This window comes from Rhizobium sp. BK312 (assembly GCF_014193605.1).
Classification (GTDB): Bacteria; Pseudomonadota; Alphaproteobacteria; order Rhizobiales; family Rhizobiaceae; genus Rhizobium.
The window spans coordinates 26,343-42,394 of record NZ_JACHZP010000017.1; the positions used below are offsets into that span (position 1 = coordinate 26,343).

13 protein-coding genes and 3 pseudogenes are annotated in these 16,052 nt (G+C 58.3%); 8 read left to right on the plus strand and 8 right to left on the minus strand.

Annotated features, from left to right (window positions below; translation table 11 throughout):
- The 4 genes from FHT85_RS29535 to FHT85_RS29550 all read right to left on the minus strand — a co-directional run bounded on the left by FHT85_RS29535 (position 1) and on the right by FHT85_RS29550 (position 5,423).
- Complete coding sequence (locus FHT85_RS29535) at positions 1–825, minus strand: carbohydrate ABC transporter permease (protein ID WP_183775015.1); 825 nt, start codon at positions 823–825, stop codon at positions 1–3.
- On the minus strand, positions 822–1,685 hold the full coding sequence (locus FHT85_RS29540; protein ID WP_183775018.1) for a carbohydrate ABC transporter permease: 864 nt from the start codon (positions 1,683–1,685) through the stop codon (positions 822–824). The genes FHT85_RS29535 and FHT85_RS29540 overlap by 4 nt, the downstream gene beginning before the upstream one ends.
- Before the next feature lie 58 nt (positions 1,686–1,743).
- Positions 1,744–3,018: an ABC transporter substrate-binding protein gene (locus FHT85_RS29545; protein WP_183775020.1), complete on the minus strand. Its 1,275-nt coding sequence runs from the start codon at positions 3,016–3,018 to the stop codon at positions 1,744–1,746.
- A gap of 68 nt (positions 3,019–3,086) precedes the next feature.
- Positions 3,087–5,423 carry an alpha-L-rhamnosidase gene (locus FHT85_RS29550; RefSeq protein WP_183775024.1) on the minus strand — a complete coding sequence of 779 codons (2,337 nt, stop codon included), beginning with the start codon at positions 5,421–5,423 and terminating at the stop codon, positions 3,087–3,089.
- Between the two features lie 148 nt (positions 5,424–5,571).
- Here FHT85_RS29550 and FHT85_RS29555 point away from each other — a divergent pair, with 148 nt between their 5' ends.
- Complete coding sequence (locus tag FHT85_RS29555; RefSeq protein WP_183775027.1) at positions 5,572–6,597, plus strand: LacI family DNA-binding transcriptional regulator; 1,026 nt, start codon at positions 5,572–5,574, stop codon at positions 6,595–6,597.
- On the opposite strand, the gene FHT85_RS29560 is transcribed toward FHT85_RS29555, so the two are convergent.
- A protein-coding gene (locus tag FHT85_RS29560; RefSeq protein WP_409527362.1) for an IS5 family transposase occupies positions 6,598–7,376 on the minus strand; the annotation gives its coding sequence in 2 pieces (ribosomal slippage) (positions 6,598–7,041 and positions 7,044–7,376; 777 coding nt in all).
- Positions 7,377–7,652: 276 nt separating this feature from the next.
- Here FHT85_RS29560 and FHT85_RS29565 point away from each other — a divergent pair.
- From FHT85_RS29565 to FHT85_RS29575, 3 genes and pseudogenes are all read left to right on the plus strand, one after another.
- Positions 7,653–8,198 (plus strand): annotated as a pseudogene (locus FHT85_RS29565) (SDR family oxidoreductase); the annotation flags it as partial.
- Positions 8,199–8,305: 107 nt separating this feature from the next.
- Positions 8,306–8,694: pseudogene (locus tag FHT85_RS29570) on the plus strand (DDE-type integrase/transposase/recombinase); the annotation flags it as partial.
- 122 nt (positions 8,695–8,816) lie between these two features.
- Complete coding sequence (locus tag FHT85_RS29575) at positions 8,817–9,866, plus strand: IS110 family transposase (RefSeq protein WP_112410152.1); 1,050 nt, start codon at positions 8,817–8,819, stop codon at positions 9,864–9,866.
- 400 nt (positions 9,867–10,266) lie between these two features.
- Here FHT85_RS29575 and FHT85_RS29580 read toward each other — a convergent pair whose 3' ends face one another.
- Complete coding sequence (locus FHT85_RS29580) at positions 10,267–10,689, minus strand: helix-turn-helix domain-containing protein (protein ID WP_246780152.1); 423 nt, start codon at positions 10,687–10,689, stop codon at positions 10,267–10,269.
- Between the two features lie 95 nt (positions 10,690–10,784).
- Here FHT85_RS29580 and FHT85_RS29585 point away from each other — a divergent pair, with 95 nt between their 5' ends.
- Positions 10,785–11,513: an SDR family NAD(P)-dependent oxidoreductase gene (locus FHT85_RS29585; RefSeq protein ID WP_112338741.1), complete on the plus strand. Its 729-nt coding sequence runs from the start codon at positions 10,785–10,787 to the stop codon at positions 11,511–11,513.
- A gap of 288 nt (positions 11,514–11,801) precedes the next feature.
- Positions 11,802–12,761: pseudogene (locus FHT85_RS29590) on the plus strand (IS5 family transposase).
- Between the two features lie 106 nt (positions 12,762–12,867).
- On the opposite strand, the gene FHT85_RS29595 reads toward FHT85_RS29590, so the two are convergent.
- Both FHT85_RS29595 and FHT85_RS29600 read right to left on the minus strand, forming a co-directional pair.
- On the minus strand, positions 12,868–13,365 hold the full coding sequence (locus FHT85_RS29595) for a GNAT family N-acetyltransferase (RefSeq protein WP_112410151.1): 498 nt from the start codon (positions 13,363–13,365) through the stop codon (positions 12,868–12,870).
- Positions 13,362–13,658: a DUF1778 domain-containing protein gene (locus FHT85_RS29600; protein WP_112338739.1), complete on the minus strand. Its 297-nt coding sequence runs from the start codon at positions 13,656–13,658 to the stop codon at positions 13,362–13,364. Before FHT85_RS29600 ends, FHT85_RS29595 begins: the two co-directional genes overlap by 4 nt.
- 435 nt (positions 13,659–14,093) lie before the next feature.
- Here FHT85_RS29600 and FHT85_RS29605 point away from each other — a divergent pair, with 435 nt between their 5' ends.
- Together FHT85_RS29605 and FHT85_RS29610 are read left to right on the plus strand one after the other, a co-directional pair.
- Complete coding sequence (locus FHT85_RS29605) at positions 14,094–14,978, plus strand: alpha/beta fold hydrolase (RefSeq protein ID WP_183775030.1); 885 nt, start codon at positions 14,094–14,096, stop codon at positions 14,976–14,978.
- A 502-nt stretch (positions 14,979–15,480) separates the two neighbouring features.
- Positions 15,481–15,987, plus strand: a complete 507-nt coding sequence (locus FHT85_RS29610; protein ID WP_183775033.1) for an RNA polymerase sigma factor — start codon at positions 15,481–15,483, stop codon at positions 15,985–15,987.
- Positions 15,988–16,052: the final 65 nt, after the last annotated feature.

A 16,052-nucleotide genomic window follows, 5' to 3' on the forward strand; every position in this document is an offset into this window, starting at 1 on the left:
TTATCCTTTCACGGCGCCGGCCATCATGCCCGCCACGATCTGACGATTGAAGAATATGAAAACGATGAGTGGCGGAATGGTCACCAAAAGGATGTTCATGAACAAGAGATTGAACTGCGTCTGGAACTGGCTCTGGAAATTGTAGAGCGTCAGCTGCACGGTGACGTTTTCCCGGCCGGGGAGATAGTAAAGCGGATTGGTGAAATCGTTGAAGATGGCGATGGACTGGACCACGATGACCGTCACCGTCACCGGTTTCAGCAGCGGCAGGATGACCCGGAAAAAGATCTGTAGCGGTTTGGCGCCGTCGATGATCGCCGCTTCATCTAGATCCCTCGGGATAGTGGCGATGAAACTCCTGAACAGCAGGATGGAAAAGGCAAGGCCATAGGCGATCTGGATGAGGATCATACCGGAGATGGTCTTGAACAGTCCCAGCGATTGCAGCACCCAGATGGTCGGGACCACCGCCGGCGGGATCATCAGGCCGGCGAGAACGCAAGCGTAAATCAGTTTGTTCCAAGCCGAAGAGCGGCGTTGGAGCACATAACCGACCATTGCGCCGAAGAGGACGAGCAGAGCGACGGAAGCGACCGTGATGACGGTAGAATTGAAATAGGCGAGCAACAGCATGTAGTTGCGGGCTTCGACCACTTCCATGAGATTGCCCCAAAGCCGCCACTCCGCCGGCAGGGTGAAGGTAAGCCTTGCGGCATCCTGCTTGGTCTTGGCGGCCGTGATGAAGATGAACAGAAAGGGCAGAATGAAGATCACCGCAGAGGCTGCAAGTGCGGTCACGCCGGTATAGAGCTGTCGACGCGTCACAGATCCACCTCCTTGCGATTGAACCATGCAGTAAGCGGCAACACGATCAGCCCTATAAGGATGAAGAGGATGACGTTGCCAGCGGTGGACAGCCCGTAGAATCCCGCCTGGTATTGCTTGTAGATGACGCTCGCGAGCACGTCAGAGGAAAAGCCGGGGCCGCCACGCGTCATCGCCCAGATCAGATCGAAGCTGCGCAGCCCGCCGATCAGCGACAACGTCACGACTGTGATCGTGGCCGGCTTTACCAGCGGAACCGTGACCCGGAAGAACATCTGCCAACGGGTAGCGCCGTCGATGCGGGCGGCTTCGTAATAATCGGGGCTGATGGAGGCAAGCCCGGCGATATAGATGACGGTGGCAAGCCCGATGCCTTTCCACAGATCGACAAGGACGATGGAATAGAGCGCTAGCGCTGGATCCGTCAACCAGCCGGGGCCATGGATGCCAAGGCCTGCCAAGGCGACGTTGATGAGTCCGCGCGTAGGATGCATGAGCACGGAGAACGTGATGCCGACCCCGATGGTCGACACCAGTACCGGAAAGAAAACGATAGTTCGCAGAAAGCCCTGTGCCCAGATGCCTGAGGTCAACAGCACGGCAAGAAGTAGGCCAAGCACGGTCTTCGTACCGGAGGTCAGGACCGCGTAAATGATGGTATTGACGAGGCCCTGGATCAGGAACGGCTCGCGGAAGAACTGGCGATAGTTCTCCACGCCAATGAACTCTGCATTGAAAAGGTCCCATCGGGTTAAACTGAACCAGAGGGACGCGAACGTCGGCACCATGAACAGCACGATGAAGATCACGGCCGCTGGCAATACAAACCAATAGGGATAGGGTGATTTTCGCGTAGTCATGGAGGCTCCTTGAGCACTCCTCGCCCGGACGACGACCGGGCGGGAGATGGGCTGGGAGTTACCAATTGGGCAGACCGAGCTGCTTGGCCTGCTTTTCGACATCCCGGTCGTAAAGGGCAGCCGCGTCCTTGGCCGAACGAATGCCTGAGCCGACTTCCACGGTGATTTGCTCGAGCGACGGCCCTTTCACCGGCGACAGGAATTCCAACGCCGGCGCGGTGCGGCCGTCGGTCTCGAAATAGGGCAGCATATCGGCGACAACAGGCGGGATATCTTTCGGCAATTCGCAGCCCTTGACCAGATAGGGACCGGACGGAACGGCTTTCGCCATGATATCGCAGGCTTCCTTGCTGCCGACCCAATCGAGGAATTTCTTGGCCTCTTCAAGATGCTCGGCCTTGGCGGGAATATAGAGAGCTGCCGGCATCCATATCGTCAGCCCGTTTTTCTGGGCATCCGTGCCGGGTTCCGCGAAGAAGCCGATATCCCGGAGATGGTCAGGCAGGTTCTGCTGCACATTGCCGATACCGAAGGTCAGCATCGGGTAATGGGCCGCCTCGGCAGTTGCGACCATGCGCATGCCGTCATCCAACGTAGCAGCACCGAAATCGGCGTTGAAGAGACCGGCTTTCGCCACCTCTTCGAGATGCTCGAAGCCACGCACGGCCGCCGGTGTCGTCGCATATTTCGCCTTATTCGCCGTGTAGTCGGCCGCAAAGTTCGGCGCGTCGGCCTGCAGATTGTAGTAGTCGGCAAGAATGAAGAGCTGCGAGGTCCAGGTATCGCCGTAGGTCTGTACAACAGCCACCTTGCCGGCGGCCTTGACCTTCGCATTGTTCGCCATGAACTCCGCCCAGGTTTTGGGTGGCGTGAGGCCTAGATCTGCGTAGATCTTTCGGTTGTAGAAAATTCCGCCGCCCATGGCCGGGCCGAATGGTATTCCGCGCACATGTCCATCGGCGCTGGTGACGACCTTCTTGAAGCTGTCCAGAATACCGGCCTGCGAGGGCAGATCGGAAAGATCCGCGAGTGTCTGCTCGGGTTTCAGTGCCTGGAACAACGAGCCGGTATTGTACTGGAAGATGTCGGCCATCTCGCCGGTCGCCAGCCGCGTCTTGATGATATTGTCGCCTTCGGAACCGCCGACCCGCTGCTCCACATCGAAGCTCACATCGGGATGCTTTGCCGTATAGGCCTTGGAAAGCGCGTCGAACGAGGCGCTGGTTTCCGGATTGGTGTCGATCACGATGCTGAGCGTCACATCGGCATGGGCGACACCGGCTGCAAGCACGCTGATGGCTGCGGCCAGAATGCTGCACGTCGTCATTCTCATGGTCGTCTCCTCCTCTGAAAGACCGGAATGATTGGGCTGCTCGCGCCTGCGAACCGCAGGCGCCTTCATCACATGACGAAAGTGATCGTATGCTCTCCCCTTCCGAGCCTGATCTGCTGCCCGGGAGCGACCGTAGTCCCGTCTGCCGCCAGAGATTTACGACCCGTGCTCCCCTCCAGCCGCGCCGTCACCCCCTCCGGCAGCGTCAGCCGGCATGTCACTTCCCCCCTCTCGTCTATGCTCCAACCTACCTGTATGCGTCCGAAACGGGTATCGTGCCACGCCGATACCGGCGACAGGCCGGGCAGGATCGCCGGGTCGAAAGCGATCTCCTCGAAGCCAGGCTTGTCTTCGAGTGGCCTGATGCCGGCAACATCCTCGAACAGCCATTGGCACACGGCGCCGTAAGCATAATGGTTGTAGCTGTTCATCTCGGGATCGTAGATCGTGCCGTCCTCCGCGAGCGCGTCCCAGCGTTCCCAGATCGAGGTCGCCCCGCGCTCCACCTGATAGAGCCAACCGGGAACCTTACGGTTTAGGAATGTCTTTTCCGCCAGATCAAGCATCCCAAGGCGCGTCATCGCCGGCAGCAGAGCGGGTGTTCCGATGAAGCCGGTCCCGATGACGCCATCGGTCTCCTCCACAACCCGCCGGAAGTAGCCGCGCGCTGCAGCCTCGTACTCCTGCGGAACCAGACCATAGAGGAACGCCAGGGACCATGATGTCTGGTCGTTATGGGCTATGCGGCCAGACGGGGCGAAGAATTCATGGCTGAAGGCCGTCTTAATATCTTCGGTGCGGGTATGGAGGCGCGCGGCCTCGTCATGCTTGCCGAGAATGCGAGCTATCTTTGCTGTCAGCTGCGTCGAGATGAAATGATAGAGCGTGGCAGCGCAATCGTCGGCGATGGTCGGGCGGGGCTTGCGATTGTCGCCGACCGGCTGCAGCCAGTCGCCGAAGGTGAAGCCTCGTTCGCCCCATATCGCCGGCGGGCGAATGATCGGCCCGTCGGAAACACCCCAGAGGTAGTCAAGCCAGCGCAACATGGCCGGGAAGCATTCCTGCAGGACCGAGACATCGCCATAATGCAGGTAGAGCTGCCAGGGTATGATGACGATGGCGTCACCCCAGCCGGTGGAACCTGCCCAATCGCCGCGGCTGTCGATCGGATGCAGACGCGTGGGATCGGGCGAGAAATGCGGAACCGCGCCATTCGCGCGCTGGTCATGTATTACGTCGCGCAGGTATTTGGTGAGAAAAGTCCGGCTGTCGGCCAACCAGCAGGCAGCACCGGCAAACACCTGCGCGTCGCCGGTCCAGCCCAATCGCTCATCACGCTGCGGGCAATCCGTCGGCACCTCGATGAAATTGGAGCGCTGCGACCAGATGGTGTTCTCGACCAACCGGTTCACCGCATCGACGCCGCAGGTGAAGCCTGCGGCCCTGACCGGCACGGATGTCACCGGGATCATGGTGATGGAAATGAGCTCCGCCTCTCCCGTCACGGTCACCCGCGCATAGCGGAAGCCCATGAAGGTGAAGAGCGGCGCATAGACTTCCTCGCCCTCACCCTTCAGCGTATAGACGAGCTCGGCGCGGGCGCTTCGGTAGTTGCGATTGTCGAAGAGGCGGCCGGGACCGAGCACTTCGGAATGCTCGACGCGAACTCGGGCCCCCGCTTCGCCCTTGACGCAGATACGGATATAAGCGCCCGCGTTTTGCCCGAAATCATAGACGATCCCCACATCGCTCTCAGCCCAGCTTTCAATGGGTGGGAGAGCATCGAGTTCCTTGACCGCCCCGGTCTCGTGGGGCACGAGAAGTGTCTTGTCAAAGGCCAGAACCTCGACGCCGTCGCTGTCTTTCACCTCGATACGGGCGTCATAGTCCTCACCGAAATAGATACCGTTGCGGACTATAGGCGTATAGCCGCTCTTCCAGCTTTCATCGGTCTTCACAAGGATCGGTCCGCCCGCACTCAACTCGGCGATCGCGCCGACCCGGTCGCCCCAACAATCATAGATCGGACTGGCTGCCCACATGAGCTGGCTCCTGTACCAACCATCGCCAAGCCAGATCTCGATGCGGTTTTCTCCCGGCTGCAGCAGATCCGTGACCTGATAGATTTGATAAGCGATGCGGTCGTCATAGCAGGTCCAGCCCGGCGTCAGCAGATCATCGCCAACCCGGCGACCGTTGATGAACGCGCGATAAAGGCCGAGCGCCGAGATGCGCAAGGTCGCTCCAGAAGGCACATGCTCCAGCGAAAAGCGACGCGAAACGAAAGTTCCGGCAGTTCCCTGTCCCGCATCACAGACAGGCGCAATCATGAATGCGGAAAACGCGAAACCAGAATCGATAAGGTCTTCGGCCACGGCGACGCCGTGGCGCTGGACAATGCTCATAATGCAACCTCCCCTGGCCACCTTATCCTCCAGCGGCCGAAAAACGAATTTGTGTGTATCGTTCTATGTATATCATTCTACATTGCCGTTTGCCACGCAAGAGTTTCATGCGTATAATTTGAAAAAATTGATGAGCGTGAATTTTTAGATGAAATATCAAATCGTTAACACACCCAAAGAGCGGATTACGATCCGCCATGTCGCCGAGGACGCCGGGGTGTCGGTGGCGGCCGTATCCAAAGTTCTTCGCAATGCCTATGGCGTCAGCGACCTTCTGCGACAGAAGGTGGAAACCTCGATCGAGAAGCTGAACTACCGCCCATCCGTGGCGGCGCGCGCTATGCGAGGTCGCACCAATACGATCGGCGTCCTGGTGGTCGAACTATCGAACCCGTTTCTTGCCGGTGTGATCGAGGCGGCTAACGCCACTTTTTCGCACAGCAACTATAAGGCGCTGGTTGGGATCGGTCGCTCCAAGAGCCCGATCGAAGCCTCGATGATCGAATCCATGATCGACAACCGCATGGACGGTGTGCTCATCATTGCTCCCCGTATCCCCCGCAAGATGGTCGAACGCTATTCCCAGCAGATCCCGATCGTGGCAATCGCCCATCACGAGCCGCATGCTTTGACCTACGACACGGCCAATTCCGATGACCGCAAGGGGGCGGCGCTCGCTGTCGAAACCCTTCTTAGCCGCGGGTGTGAGGATATTGCCATGCTGAGCTACACGTTATCGGACCCACGCCCATCGGAGGTCGCCGCCCAGCGAGAAATTGGCTATCGCGAGCGAATGGAACAGGCGGGGTTGGAAGCCAAGGCCCGGATCATACGACTACCGGCGCCGGGTGCCGACAGGAGTGAAGGCATCGCGGACTTCCTGCGCGCGAAGGATCGGCCCCGCGCCGTTTTCGTCTGGTCAGACCTAGACGCGGTGCCGCTGCTGAACGCTGCGCGCATGAGCGGTATCCGCGTGCCGGAGGATCTCGCCATCATCGGATATGACAACTCCCCACCGGCGGCCATTCCACTGGTCGGACTGACCAGCATCGACCAAAATCCTCCGCGGCTTGGCGGAACTGCAGGACAAATGCTGCTCAGCCGGATCGATGGCCGAGAGGAGGCTCAGCACATTCTGATCGAACCCGCCGTGGCGATACGGGGAAGTATCTGACTAGGACGCGGACTCATTAGCTGAAGCGATCCATATCCTCGTTGCGGCGAGTTTGAGGCCGGCAAGGTAGTTGTCCGCACGTCTGTCGTATCGTGTTGCCAGACCACGCATCTGTTTGATGCGATTGAAGAAACGCTCCACCAGATTGCGCTGGCGATAGACCCAACGGCTGAAGCTGAAGGTCTGTTTGCGGTTGGCCTTGGCGGGGATGTTTGCCCAGCACTTGCGTTGCTTGGCAAAGTTACGGATCGCGTCGGTGTCATAGGCCTTGTCTGCAAGGAGTGTCGATCCGGGTTGCATATCGCTCAGCAACTTTTCGGCCATGGGAGCATCGGCGGCTTGACCCGCGCTCAGTTCCAGCCGAACAGGCAAGCCATCAGCATCGACGAGCGCGTGGATCTTTGTTGTTAGGCCGCCACGTGAACGTCCCATGCAAGGATCGGCAGATCCCCCTTTTTTGCATTGGCACCATGTTGGTGAACGCGGACGCAGGAGGAATCGATCATCACTATGTCGCCGGCATAACGTTTTGAAACAGCATCCAGAAGGCGATCCCAGACACCCGCTTTACGCCAGCGCGAGAACCGATTGTAAAGCGTTGTGCGTGGACCATAGCGCTTCGGCACATCACGCCAGGATGAGCCAGTCCGGAAGCGCCATAGGATACCATTGATCACCCGGCGGTCATCTACGCGCTCAATTCCACGGCTGTTGGTCGGCAGCAAGGGCGCGATAACCGCCCATTCCTCGTCGGTCAATTCATGACGGCGCATGGCAATCTCCTTTTCTGGAGATTGAATCACACACCAGCACCAACATGAACCCCGTTATGGGGACACGGCCTAGCTTACGTCTCCGCGACCTCCCGGAGTGACTGACCCCACGGAAACGAATTGTCGAAAGATCAGTGCGATGCTCGCGCGTCCCTTTACGCGCCTCGACCAATTCGAGCCGCGAACCCAACGATTTCAAGCACCTGGAGAAATGATTTAGGCAACCGCCTGTAATTTTGACAGATCAGCAAGAAATCTTGCAATGTTTGATCCATTTTTCCGCAGCATTGCCGGATGATCGTCGAAAAAGCGGTGGCGGAGCTTGGCGGGATCGACATCCTCGTCAACAACGCTGCGCACCAGGCGAGTTTTCATGAGATTGGCGATATCACCGATCAGGAATGGGAGACGACATTCAAGGTCAACATCCATGCCATGTTCTATCTGACCAAGGCGGCGGTCCCTCACATGAAGCCGGGGAGTGCTATCATCAATACGGCTTCGATCAATTCCGATACTCCGAACCCGTCCCTTCTTGCCTATGCAACGACGAAAGGCGCTATTCAGAACTTCACGGCCGGCCTGGCGCAGCTGCTCGCCGACAAGGGCATCCGTGCCAACGCCGTTGCTCCCGGGCCGATCTGGACGCCGTTGATCCCATCCACGATGCCGGCGGAGGCCGTCGAGAATTTCGGCAGGCAAGTGCCCATGAAGCGTCCCGGTCAGCCGGTCGAGCTTGCAACCACCTATGTCATGCTCGCCGATCCGCTCTCCAGCTATGTCTCCGGCGCCACCATCGCGGTCACGGGCGGCAAGCCGATCCTATAGCGGCTGACCGAATATAGACGGCGGTCGCCCTCGTTTCGGAACGTTAGGTTTTTGTCAGGGCCACATTCTTTCGGCGCTTTGGAGAGAGACACCGCCAAATCTGCTGTGAGATCGTTCAGGCCCGCCGCGATACCAAGGCAGCCAGGCAATTGCTGGTGAGGTTGCTGAAGAAGTAGGGCCTATCACCGAAGCGCATCATCACCGACAAATTGCGCTCATACGGAGCGGCACAACGGCACGTGATGCCTGCAGTCGACCATAGATCGCACAAGGGGCTGAACAATCGGGCGGGAATTCACACGTGCCGCTTCGAAAACGAGAGCGGATAATGCAGGGCCTCCGATCCGTTGGAGGTTTGCAGCGTTTCATCTCGGCCTTTTCAGCACTCCGAAATCTGTTCGTTCCGCCGCATTGGAAACGCTCGGCCCTCGCCACCAACATTCATCGCATCCGCGCCATGGCGCAATGGAATGCCGCGACTGCAGCAGTTATCTGAGTTCGGCGAAACGCCCTTATCCGCCCCTTCCTCAAACAATGTGATGTGGTGGATGGCGCCCTCCAACGGCATCGAGTGTGCCAGAATAGGTTGTTGCAAACCTTTGAGAGGAGCCACCCACCATGGGAGAGATTACGACGATCGGACTTGATATCGCAAAAAATGTTTTCCAGCTTCATGGAGTTGACGCAGATGGGCAGATCGTCCTGCGCAAGTCGCTGCGACGCGGGCAGATGCAGCCATTCTTCGAGGCGCTTTCCCCTTGCCTGATTGGCATGGAAGCCTGCGCGACAGCGCATCACTGGGCGCGAACGCTGATTGCAGCTGGTCATGACGTCCGGCTGATCCCACCGAACTATATCAAGCCCTACCTGCGCCGGCAGAAGAATGATGCGGCTGACGCAGCCGCCATCTGCGAAGCGGTCACACGGCCCTCGATGCGGTTCGTTCCGATCAAGAGCCAAGACCAGCAGGCAACGTTGATGTTGCACAGCGCACGCGAGCTGCTGATTTCGCAACGGACTGCGCTTATCAATGCCTTGCGTGGTCACTTTGCCGAGCTTGGCATTGTGGCACCGCAGGGGGCTCGCAATGTCCGGCAGTTGATCGCCATTCTGGAAGATGAACGATATAGCCCGCAAGCTGTTCGCACAGCTCTGGCGCCTTTGGCAACAGTGTTGATAGAGATCGAGGGGCAGATCACAAAGCTCGACAAGGCGCTCCTTGCCGCCCATCGCAACAACGATGTCAGTATCCGGCTTGCGACCGTTCCCGGGATTGGGCCTGTCATCGCTACTTGCCTTTCGGCCAGCGTCTCCGACGCAAAGCTGTTCGAAGGCGGACGTGAGTTCGCGGCCTGGTTGGGCCTTGTCCCCAGGCAGCATTCGACCGGTGGCAAACCAAGGCTGGGCTCCATTTCCAAAATGGGCAACCGGCACCTGCGCAAACTCCTCGTGGTTGGGGCGCACGCAGCCCTCTACAGGATGAAGAAGGGGACGGCTGATACGCCTCTGGCGAACTGGGCGCGTGGCTTGCTTTCGAAGAAGCCCTTCAAGCTTATTGCAGTCGCGCTCGCCAACAAGATTGCCCGCATTGCCTGGGCGATCATGGCGAGGAACGTGAACTTCCAGTCGGAGCGCGTTTTGAGATGCTCCGATCTGGTCCCAGCTTAAGCGAAAGAGCCCCACGGTCATTGCTCTACGGGGGCAAAACAGTTGGCGGAGTGACGATGGTATGATGTGACAGCGAAAGCGGAATGGACCGCACGAACCGAAGAACCCGCGGTGTTGTCTTGCGCAGCAACAGCGCGATAACGTGATAGGGATCGGTTCAAGCGGAAAACATCAGGGCCAGCGGTCATCACGCGCCGCATAGGTAGGCCGGAGACATGACTGCACCCGACCCGCAAAGCTCAAACATCGGCCAAAATCACATTGCCAAACGGGCGCCATCCAGACATGACAACACCCTTCAGCGTCTTCGCGCGTTCATCTCGACAGTATCTGACTATCTCATAAACGCGGCCGCATGATGAGAGGCCCGGCCAACCAATGTCTGCCGACGCCACTTGAGTTAGTCTCGAATGCGGTCGTATTCTTCTTGCGCGCGCTCAAGCTCCGGACCGTAGGTCATGGACCAGGCATAAAGCGCCTCGAACGGTTGCTGAAGGGAGCGACCGAGCGAGGTGATGGTATATTCGACGCCGACCGGCGTCGTTGTCGTAAGGACCTTACGGCGAATGAGACCATTGCGCTCCAGGCGCTTCAGTGCGTCGGCAAGCGCTTTGTGCGTGATCCCGTCCAGGCGCCGCATGATCTCGTTGAATCGTGACGGTCTGGTACACAGGACGGTTAGGATCAGGACCGACCATTTGTTGGCGATCTGCTCAAGCACGGGCCGCGCCTTCTCAACGTCAAGCAACGCCTCGGCGGAGACAGCCTTGTGGCTATGAGACGAGCAAGCTTTGACGATCGCGGCCTCTTTCATTGCGGACATAGGTATACTCCTCGATATCTGCTTTACGCATAGTGCGTAATTGACCGTAGGTATAGAGAATATATCTTCACTTCATCATTGTTGGTGGAGTTGACATGACTAGATTAGCAAACAAGATTTCCTTAGTGATTGGCGGTGTCGGTGGCATCGGCGGAGCCGTTTCTCAAAGGTTCGCCAGAGAGGGAGCGCAGGTTTACGCGACCAGCCGCAAGATCGCGGAGAGCCAACCAGACGAAGCCGGCATGGGCAGCATCCACACGATCCAGGCGGATGCCAGTAACAATGTCGATCTTCGTCGCGTGTTCGAGCAGATACGATCGGAACAAGGCCGCATTGATGTGCTTGTCGTCAACGCGGGCCTATCCGAATATGCACCCCTTGAAGATATTTCCGAGGATCATTTCGACCGGACATTCGGCCTGAACGTCCGATCCCTCGTATTCGCGGCGCAGGGTGCCATCAACATCATGCAGCCCGGCGGAACGATCGTGCTGATTGGCTCCATCGCGGGCGATATCGGCACCAAGGGCTATGGTGTCTACGGTGCGACGAAGGCCGCAGTCCGTTCGTTCACGCGCACCTGGGCCAACGAGCTCGCTCCGAAAGGCATTCGCGTGAACGTTGTCAGCCCTGGACCGACCGATACGGCGATGATGGCCGCAGCCTCGCAGGACATTCGAGATGCACTGTCTAATATGATCCCTCTTGGGCGCATGGGCAGGCCTGAAGAGGTAGCAGCAGCAGCCCTCTTCCTTGCGAGCAACGAGAGCAGTTTTACCACAGGTGCAGAACTTGTCGTTGATGGAGGCATGGCTCAGGTCTAGCGCCTGCATTCGACGGCCGGAAAGGACGCGATGTCCCTGGCCAACAGCACCCTCAAACGCAGGGGTATGAGATTTGGCCGGTACCGCCAATGAAAAGCACGTTCAAAGCCATGTGACGGACCTCGGTGTGTGATTGGTAGGATCAATGACTACCATTCATACCGCGAAAATGCCCGATCGTCTCCCGCCGATCAGCCTCACGATGACTGCAACCAGGCATTGGTGCGCGGATCGTTAATCGCGTAGGCGTAGGTGAGCGCCAATCGCAACAACCGGTCTTTTGCAAGGATGCCTTTCAAACACAATGCCGCTCGCCGTCACCGCATTGAGAAGATGAAGTTCAGGGTGACGAACTGGCGTGAGTATGAGGCTGGGCTTTGCCGCCGCGGCAGCCTGACGCTATGGGGTGACGTCCGAAGCGTTGTCGTCGTGGCAAGCGCCGAGGCGGACGACGCGCGGCGGTCAGCCGCGTTACTCTGATCTGGCGATCGAGACCGCTCTGACGCTGGGCCTGGTGTTCGGCCTGCGGCTGCGCCAGACAGAGGGCTTGCTGACATCGGTGCTGCAACTGATGGGGTTGGATCTCGCCGTCCCCGATCACACGACGCTAAGCCGACGGCACGGACATGGCGATCGTCGGACAGGCGGCAAGGCCGTTCCATTTCAGCGGAAGGACCTGTGCACGTCCTCATCAACAGCACCGGGCTTGAGATCCACGGCGCCGGCCAGTGGCTGGAGGAAAACCATGGTGCCAGGTCGCGGCGAAGCTGGCGTAAACTGCATCTGGCACTGGATGCCGACAGCGGCGAGATCATCGCCCAAGTCATGACCGACCAGGATACCGGCGATGCCTCGCAGGTGGAGCTGCTGCTCGACCAGATCGACTGCCCGATTAGGCAATTCACGGCCGATGGCGCCTATGACGGCAAACCAACCTACGACGCCGTCGGCAACCACAGCGCCGGCGTTGCCGTCATTATTCCGCCTCGCGCCAATGCCGTCGAGCGGAGCGATACCGAACCCGGTGGCCAGCGGGACCGTCATGTCGTGGCGATCAACACGGATGGCCGGATGAAGTGGCAAGCCGCTACCGGCTACGGCACGCGTTCGCTGGTCGAGACCGCGATCGGCAGATATAAGTCGATCATCGGTCGCCGCCTGCGAGCGCGATGCTTCGGGGCGCAACAGACCGAGGTCGCCATCGGCTGCGCCATCCTCCCGATCCGCGCACCAAAGCCACCCCAATAGGGATTTGAACTCGCGGCCCTCGATTGAGGCCGAGACCTTCTGCCGAAAACTCAGCGAATTAGAAGCGAGATGGACTGCATTCAGCCGAAATTATTGATGAGTTCCGCTAAGGGGTCAGCGCATTATTGAGGTCACGCAGTCCGACCATCAACATCATGGGGTCCGACGGAGAAGACCGGAAACCAACGGCCTCGTAGAAGGCTCGTGCGTCATCTGAAATCGCATGAACGAGCATACCTCGAATGCCAAGTACTTCAGCGGCATTGAGCAGGCGCAAGCCCGCGTCGCGCACCAATGCCCTGCCGATCCCACGCCCTTGGTAGGATTGATCAATGGCCAGGCGACCAAGCACAGCGACCGGAATTGGATCAGGCATGTTGCGCCGAAAACGGCCAGGCGCCTCCGGCTGTTTGACGGCGCCGGAAGCGAGGGCGTAATAGGCAATGACGCGGCTCTCCTCACACACGACGAAGGTTCGCGAGGCGCCACTTGCTTGATTAGAACGGGCGCGGCGTCGCAGCCAGTCGTCCAGTTCAACGACGCCGGAATTGAACTCGGCCAGTTCATGATGATCGGCCAGAGGTGCCGGTGCGCTGAGGGTCACGCCTCATCCCAGGGTGATTTGGTCGACATGGTGCGAACTAAACGCTCATTGGGTTGCGCGGGTGCATCGAGCCGGGCAAGGTATTCAGCATAGATTTCGGGGCTTACCGTGAAGATAGTACGGTCGAGCAGCACTTCCTCGGCTCGGCGCTCGGAAGCTTCCAACATGAAATCCGTTCGCGTCTTACCAAGCAACTCAGCAGCGCGATCAATCAAGTTGCGGGTCGCAGGCTTGATGCGCATATTCAGCGGTACGCTTGCGTCCGGATTTTTGTTCGTATGTGGGGTCGGCACGGCAAACTCCTGTTTGCGCCTATATAGCGTAACGACAATATCTTTACAAGATCCGTAGAGGCATTGTCGTTACACATTTCGCGCAATTCCATTTTCACTGCATTTAGCTCATCTATGCTCTTGATGGGAGTCGAACCGACAGCCTCGTCTACCCAATCGCCTAAACCATTGTAACGACTGTCTAAGGGAACATCGAAGCTGGTTCCCTCGCCTTGATAGGATTCGAACGGGCGACCATGGTGAGAATTGATAATAATTTAGCTGCGCAAACATCCACTTAGCATATAAGCCGCGCGGGATCGGCGGCGCCCGCCCAATTCGAGGTTCAGGACGATACTCGTGACGAGGCCGGATCTGAAAGCTAACCAAGCCGCCGCCAAAGGCCGGCCCTCTGAGAGGGTGCGTTACTGAACAGTTCCAGATGAGGGGATCTTCATGCAACCAATCAAAACCGATACTCTTGAGATCGCATATTTCGAACACGGTTCGCCCGAAGGTTGGCCGGTGGTGCTGAACCATGGATTTCCTTACGACATCCACGCCTATGATGAGGTGGCACCTCGCCTAGCGGACGCGGGAGCACGGGTGATTGTGCCTTACCTGCGTGGCTTTGGCCCGACGCGCTTTCTGTCGAAGTCCACAATGCGAAGCGGTCAGCAAGCAGCTCTTGGCAAAGACGTCATTGACCTGCTGGACGCTCTTGGCATCGAAAAGGCCATTCTCGCCGGGTATGACTGGGGCGGCCTTGCTTCATGCGTTGCATCGGTATTGTGGCCCGATCGAGTGGCCGGTCTGGTTTCCTATGCGGGCTACGACATTATCGACGTGAAGCGCCTCGGCCACGCCTACCAGCCGAGCCTTGAACATGCCGTCTGGTATCAACATCTGTTCCAGCAGGAGCGCGGCCGCGAATGCCTGTCTCTCCACCGTCGTGATTTGTGCCGGATGCTCTGGAGACAGTGGTCGCCCACCTGGGCCTTTAACAACGAGACATTCGACCGGACAGCGGCCTCTTTCGACAATCCGGACTTCGTTGATGTCGTCATCCATTCCTATCGCTTCGACTTCGGGAATGCTGCAGGAGACCCGGCGCTGGCTGACCTGGAAGCGCGACTGGCGCAAAAGCCACCCATCACTGTTCCTGCCGTCACCATCGACGGGACACAGGACCCGCTTAAGCCTGGCGGTACGGCCGATCACGCCCCGATGTTCCAAGCACGACATGAGCATCGGGTTGTTGACTGCGGGCACAATCTGCCCTGGGAGGCACCCAACGATTTCGCTGGCGCTGTCGTAACCGTGCACGGTTGGGCTGCCTAGTCGAGAAGGTTGACGCTCGAATAAAGCGAGGCGGGATCGATTATGAGCGTGCGCGAACCCACACTACTGCCCATCACGGTACGTGCCTCGCCGGCTGCGTTGAGCAATGGGGTGGCTGGGGCACGCGAAGGCTGAGAGATTCACTTCGAAGGTGGACTTGATATCCTCCGCTCGCGCTTCGCTTGGCGTCCTATTCGCGTCGACCAAAGTCCCGGCGTCGTTGACGAGAATCCAGCGCGTCGATTTCTCCGGAAAGCCGTCCGACGGCCTCCGAGACGTTGCTCAACGGCAACAATCGTGCAAAAACATGATATCCGTAGTCAAGAATACACCGGATGGCACATGATGCGACCCCAAATAAAAGCAGGTACTTATTACCTCAGCACGCTCGTATCTTTGGAGCACTTTAGAAGCCATCTAAGAATTTGAGTTTGCAGTTCATTTTTCGATCACCTACAGCCGGCACGAGGGCCTGTCGAGTTTTGAAACCTGGATGAAGTCTATGAGTGCCAAGACGTTTGATATTGCTGCTTTATACATCTCCGAGCAAAGGCGCTTGCGACAGCTCATTCGACGTCTCGTCGGTAACAAGGCGACAACGGAAGATCTTGTCCACCAGGCGTTCGCCAAATTGCTCGCGGCCGCAGATACCGGCGATCTCAACAACTGCCCGGCCTATCTGACGACGACCGCGCGCACTCTCGCGCTCAATCATCTCCGGGATCTCAAGCGACACGGCGAAGTGGGCATTCCGGATGCAGAGCTTCACGCCATACCGGATGCTAACCCCTCGCCAGAAATGACAGCGGTCTATCGTTGTGAACTGCGGCGTGTTCTCCAGGCGGTCGCATCTCTACCGGTAAAACGCCGCGAGGCCTTCATCCTCAACAAGTTCGAAGGCATGAGCTATGACGAAATCGCCGATCGTCAAGGTATTTCCCGTAACACCGTGATTTCCCACATCGTTATCGCTCTCGCCGACCTCGACAGGAAGATCGGTCGCAATTAATCCGGTTTCCCATTCATTAGATTGCGCGCTTGCAGTGTCATGAAGAATAGAGGCCTTGGCATACC

What these genes read in the sequence shown, in the direction of transcription:
- FHT85_RS29555 (WP_183775027.1), top strand. Translation starts at nt 5,572, where the DNA reads ATGAAATATCAAATCGTTAACACACCCAAAGAGCGGATTACGATCCGC.
- FHT85_RS29545 (WP_183775020.1), bottom strand. Translation starts at nt 3,018, where the DNA reads ATGAGAATGACGACGTGCAGCATTCTGGCCGCAGCCATCAGCGTGCTT.
- FHT85_RS29550 (WP_183775024.1), bottom strand. Translation starts at nt 5,423, where the DNA reads ATGAGCATTGTCCAGCGCCACGGCGTCGCCGTGGCCGAAGACCTTATC.
- FHT85_RS29610 (WP_183775033.1), top strand. Translation starts at nt 15,481, where the DNA reads ATGAGTGCCAAGACGTTTGATATTGCTGCTTTATACATCTCCGAGCAA.
- FHT85_RS29605 (WP_183775030.1), top strand. Translation starts at nt 14,094, where the DNA reads ATGCAACCAATCAAAACCGATACTCTTGAGATCGCATATTTCGAACAC.
- FHT85_RS29575 (WP_112410152.1), top strand. Translation starts at nt 8,817, where the DNA reads ATGGGAGAGATTACGACGATCGGACTTGATATCGCAAAAAATGTTTTC.
- FHT85_RS29580 (WP_246780152.1), bottom strand. Translation starts at nt 10,689, where the DNA reads ATGTCCGCAATGAAAGAGGCCGCGATCGTCAAAGCTTGCTCGTCTCAT.
- FHT85_RS29540 (WP_183775018.1), bottom strand. Translation starts at nt 1,685, where the DNA reads ATGACTACGCGAAAATCACCCTATCCCTATTGGTTTGTATTGCCAGCG.
- FHT85_RS29585 (WP_112338741.1), top strand. Translation starts at nt 10,785, where the DNA reads ATGACTAGATTAGCAAACAAGATTTCCTTAGTGATTGGCGGTGTCGGT.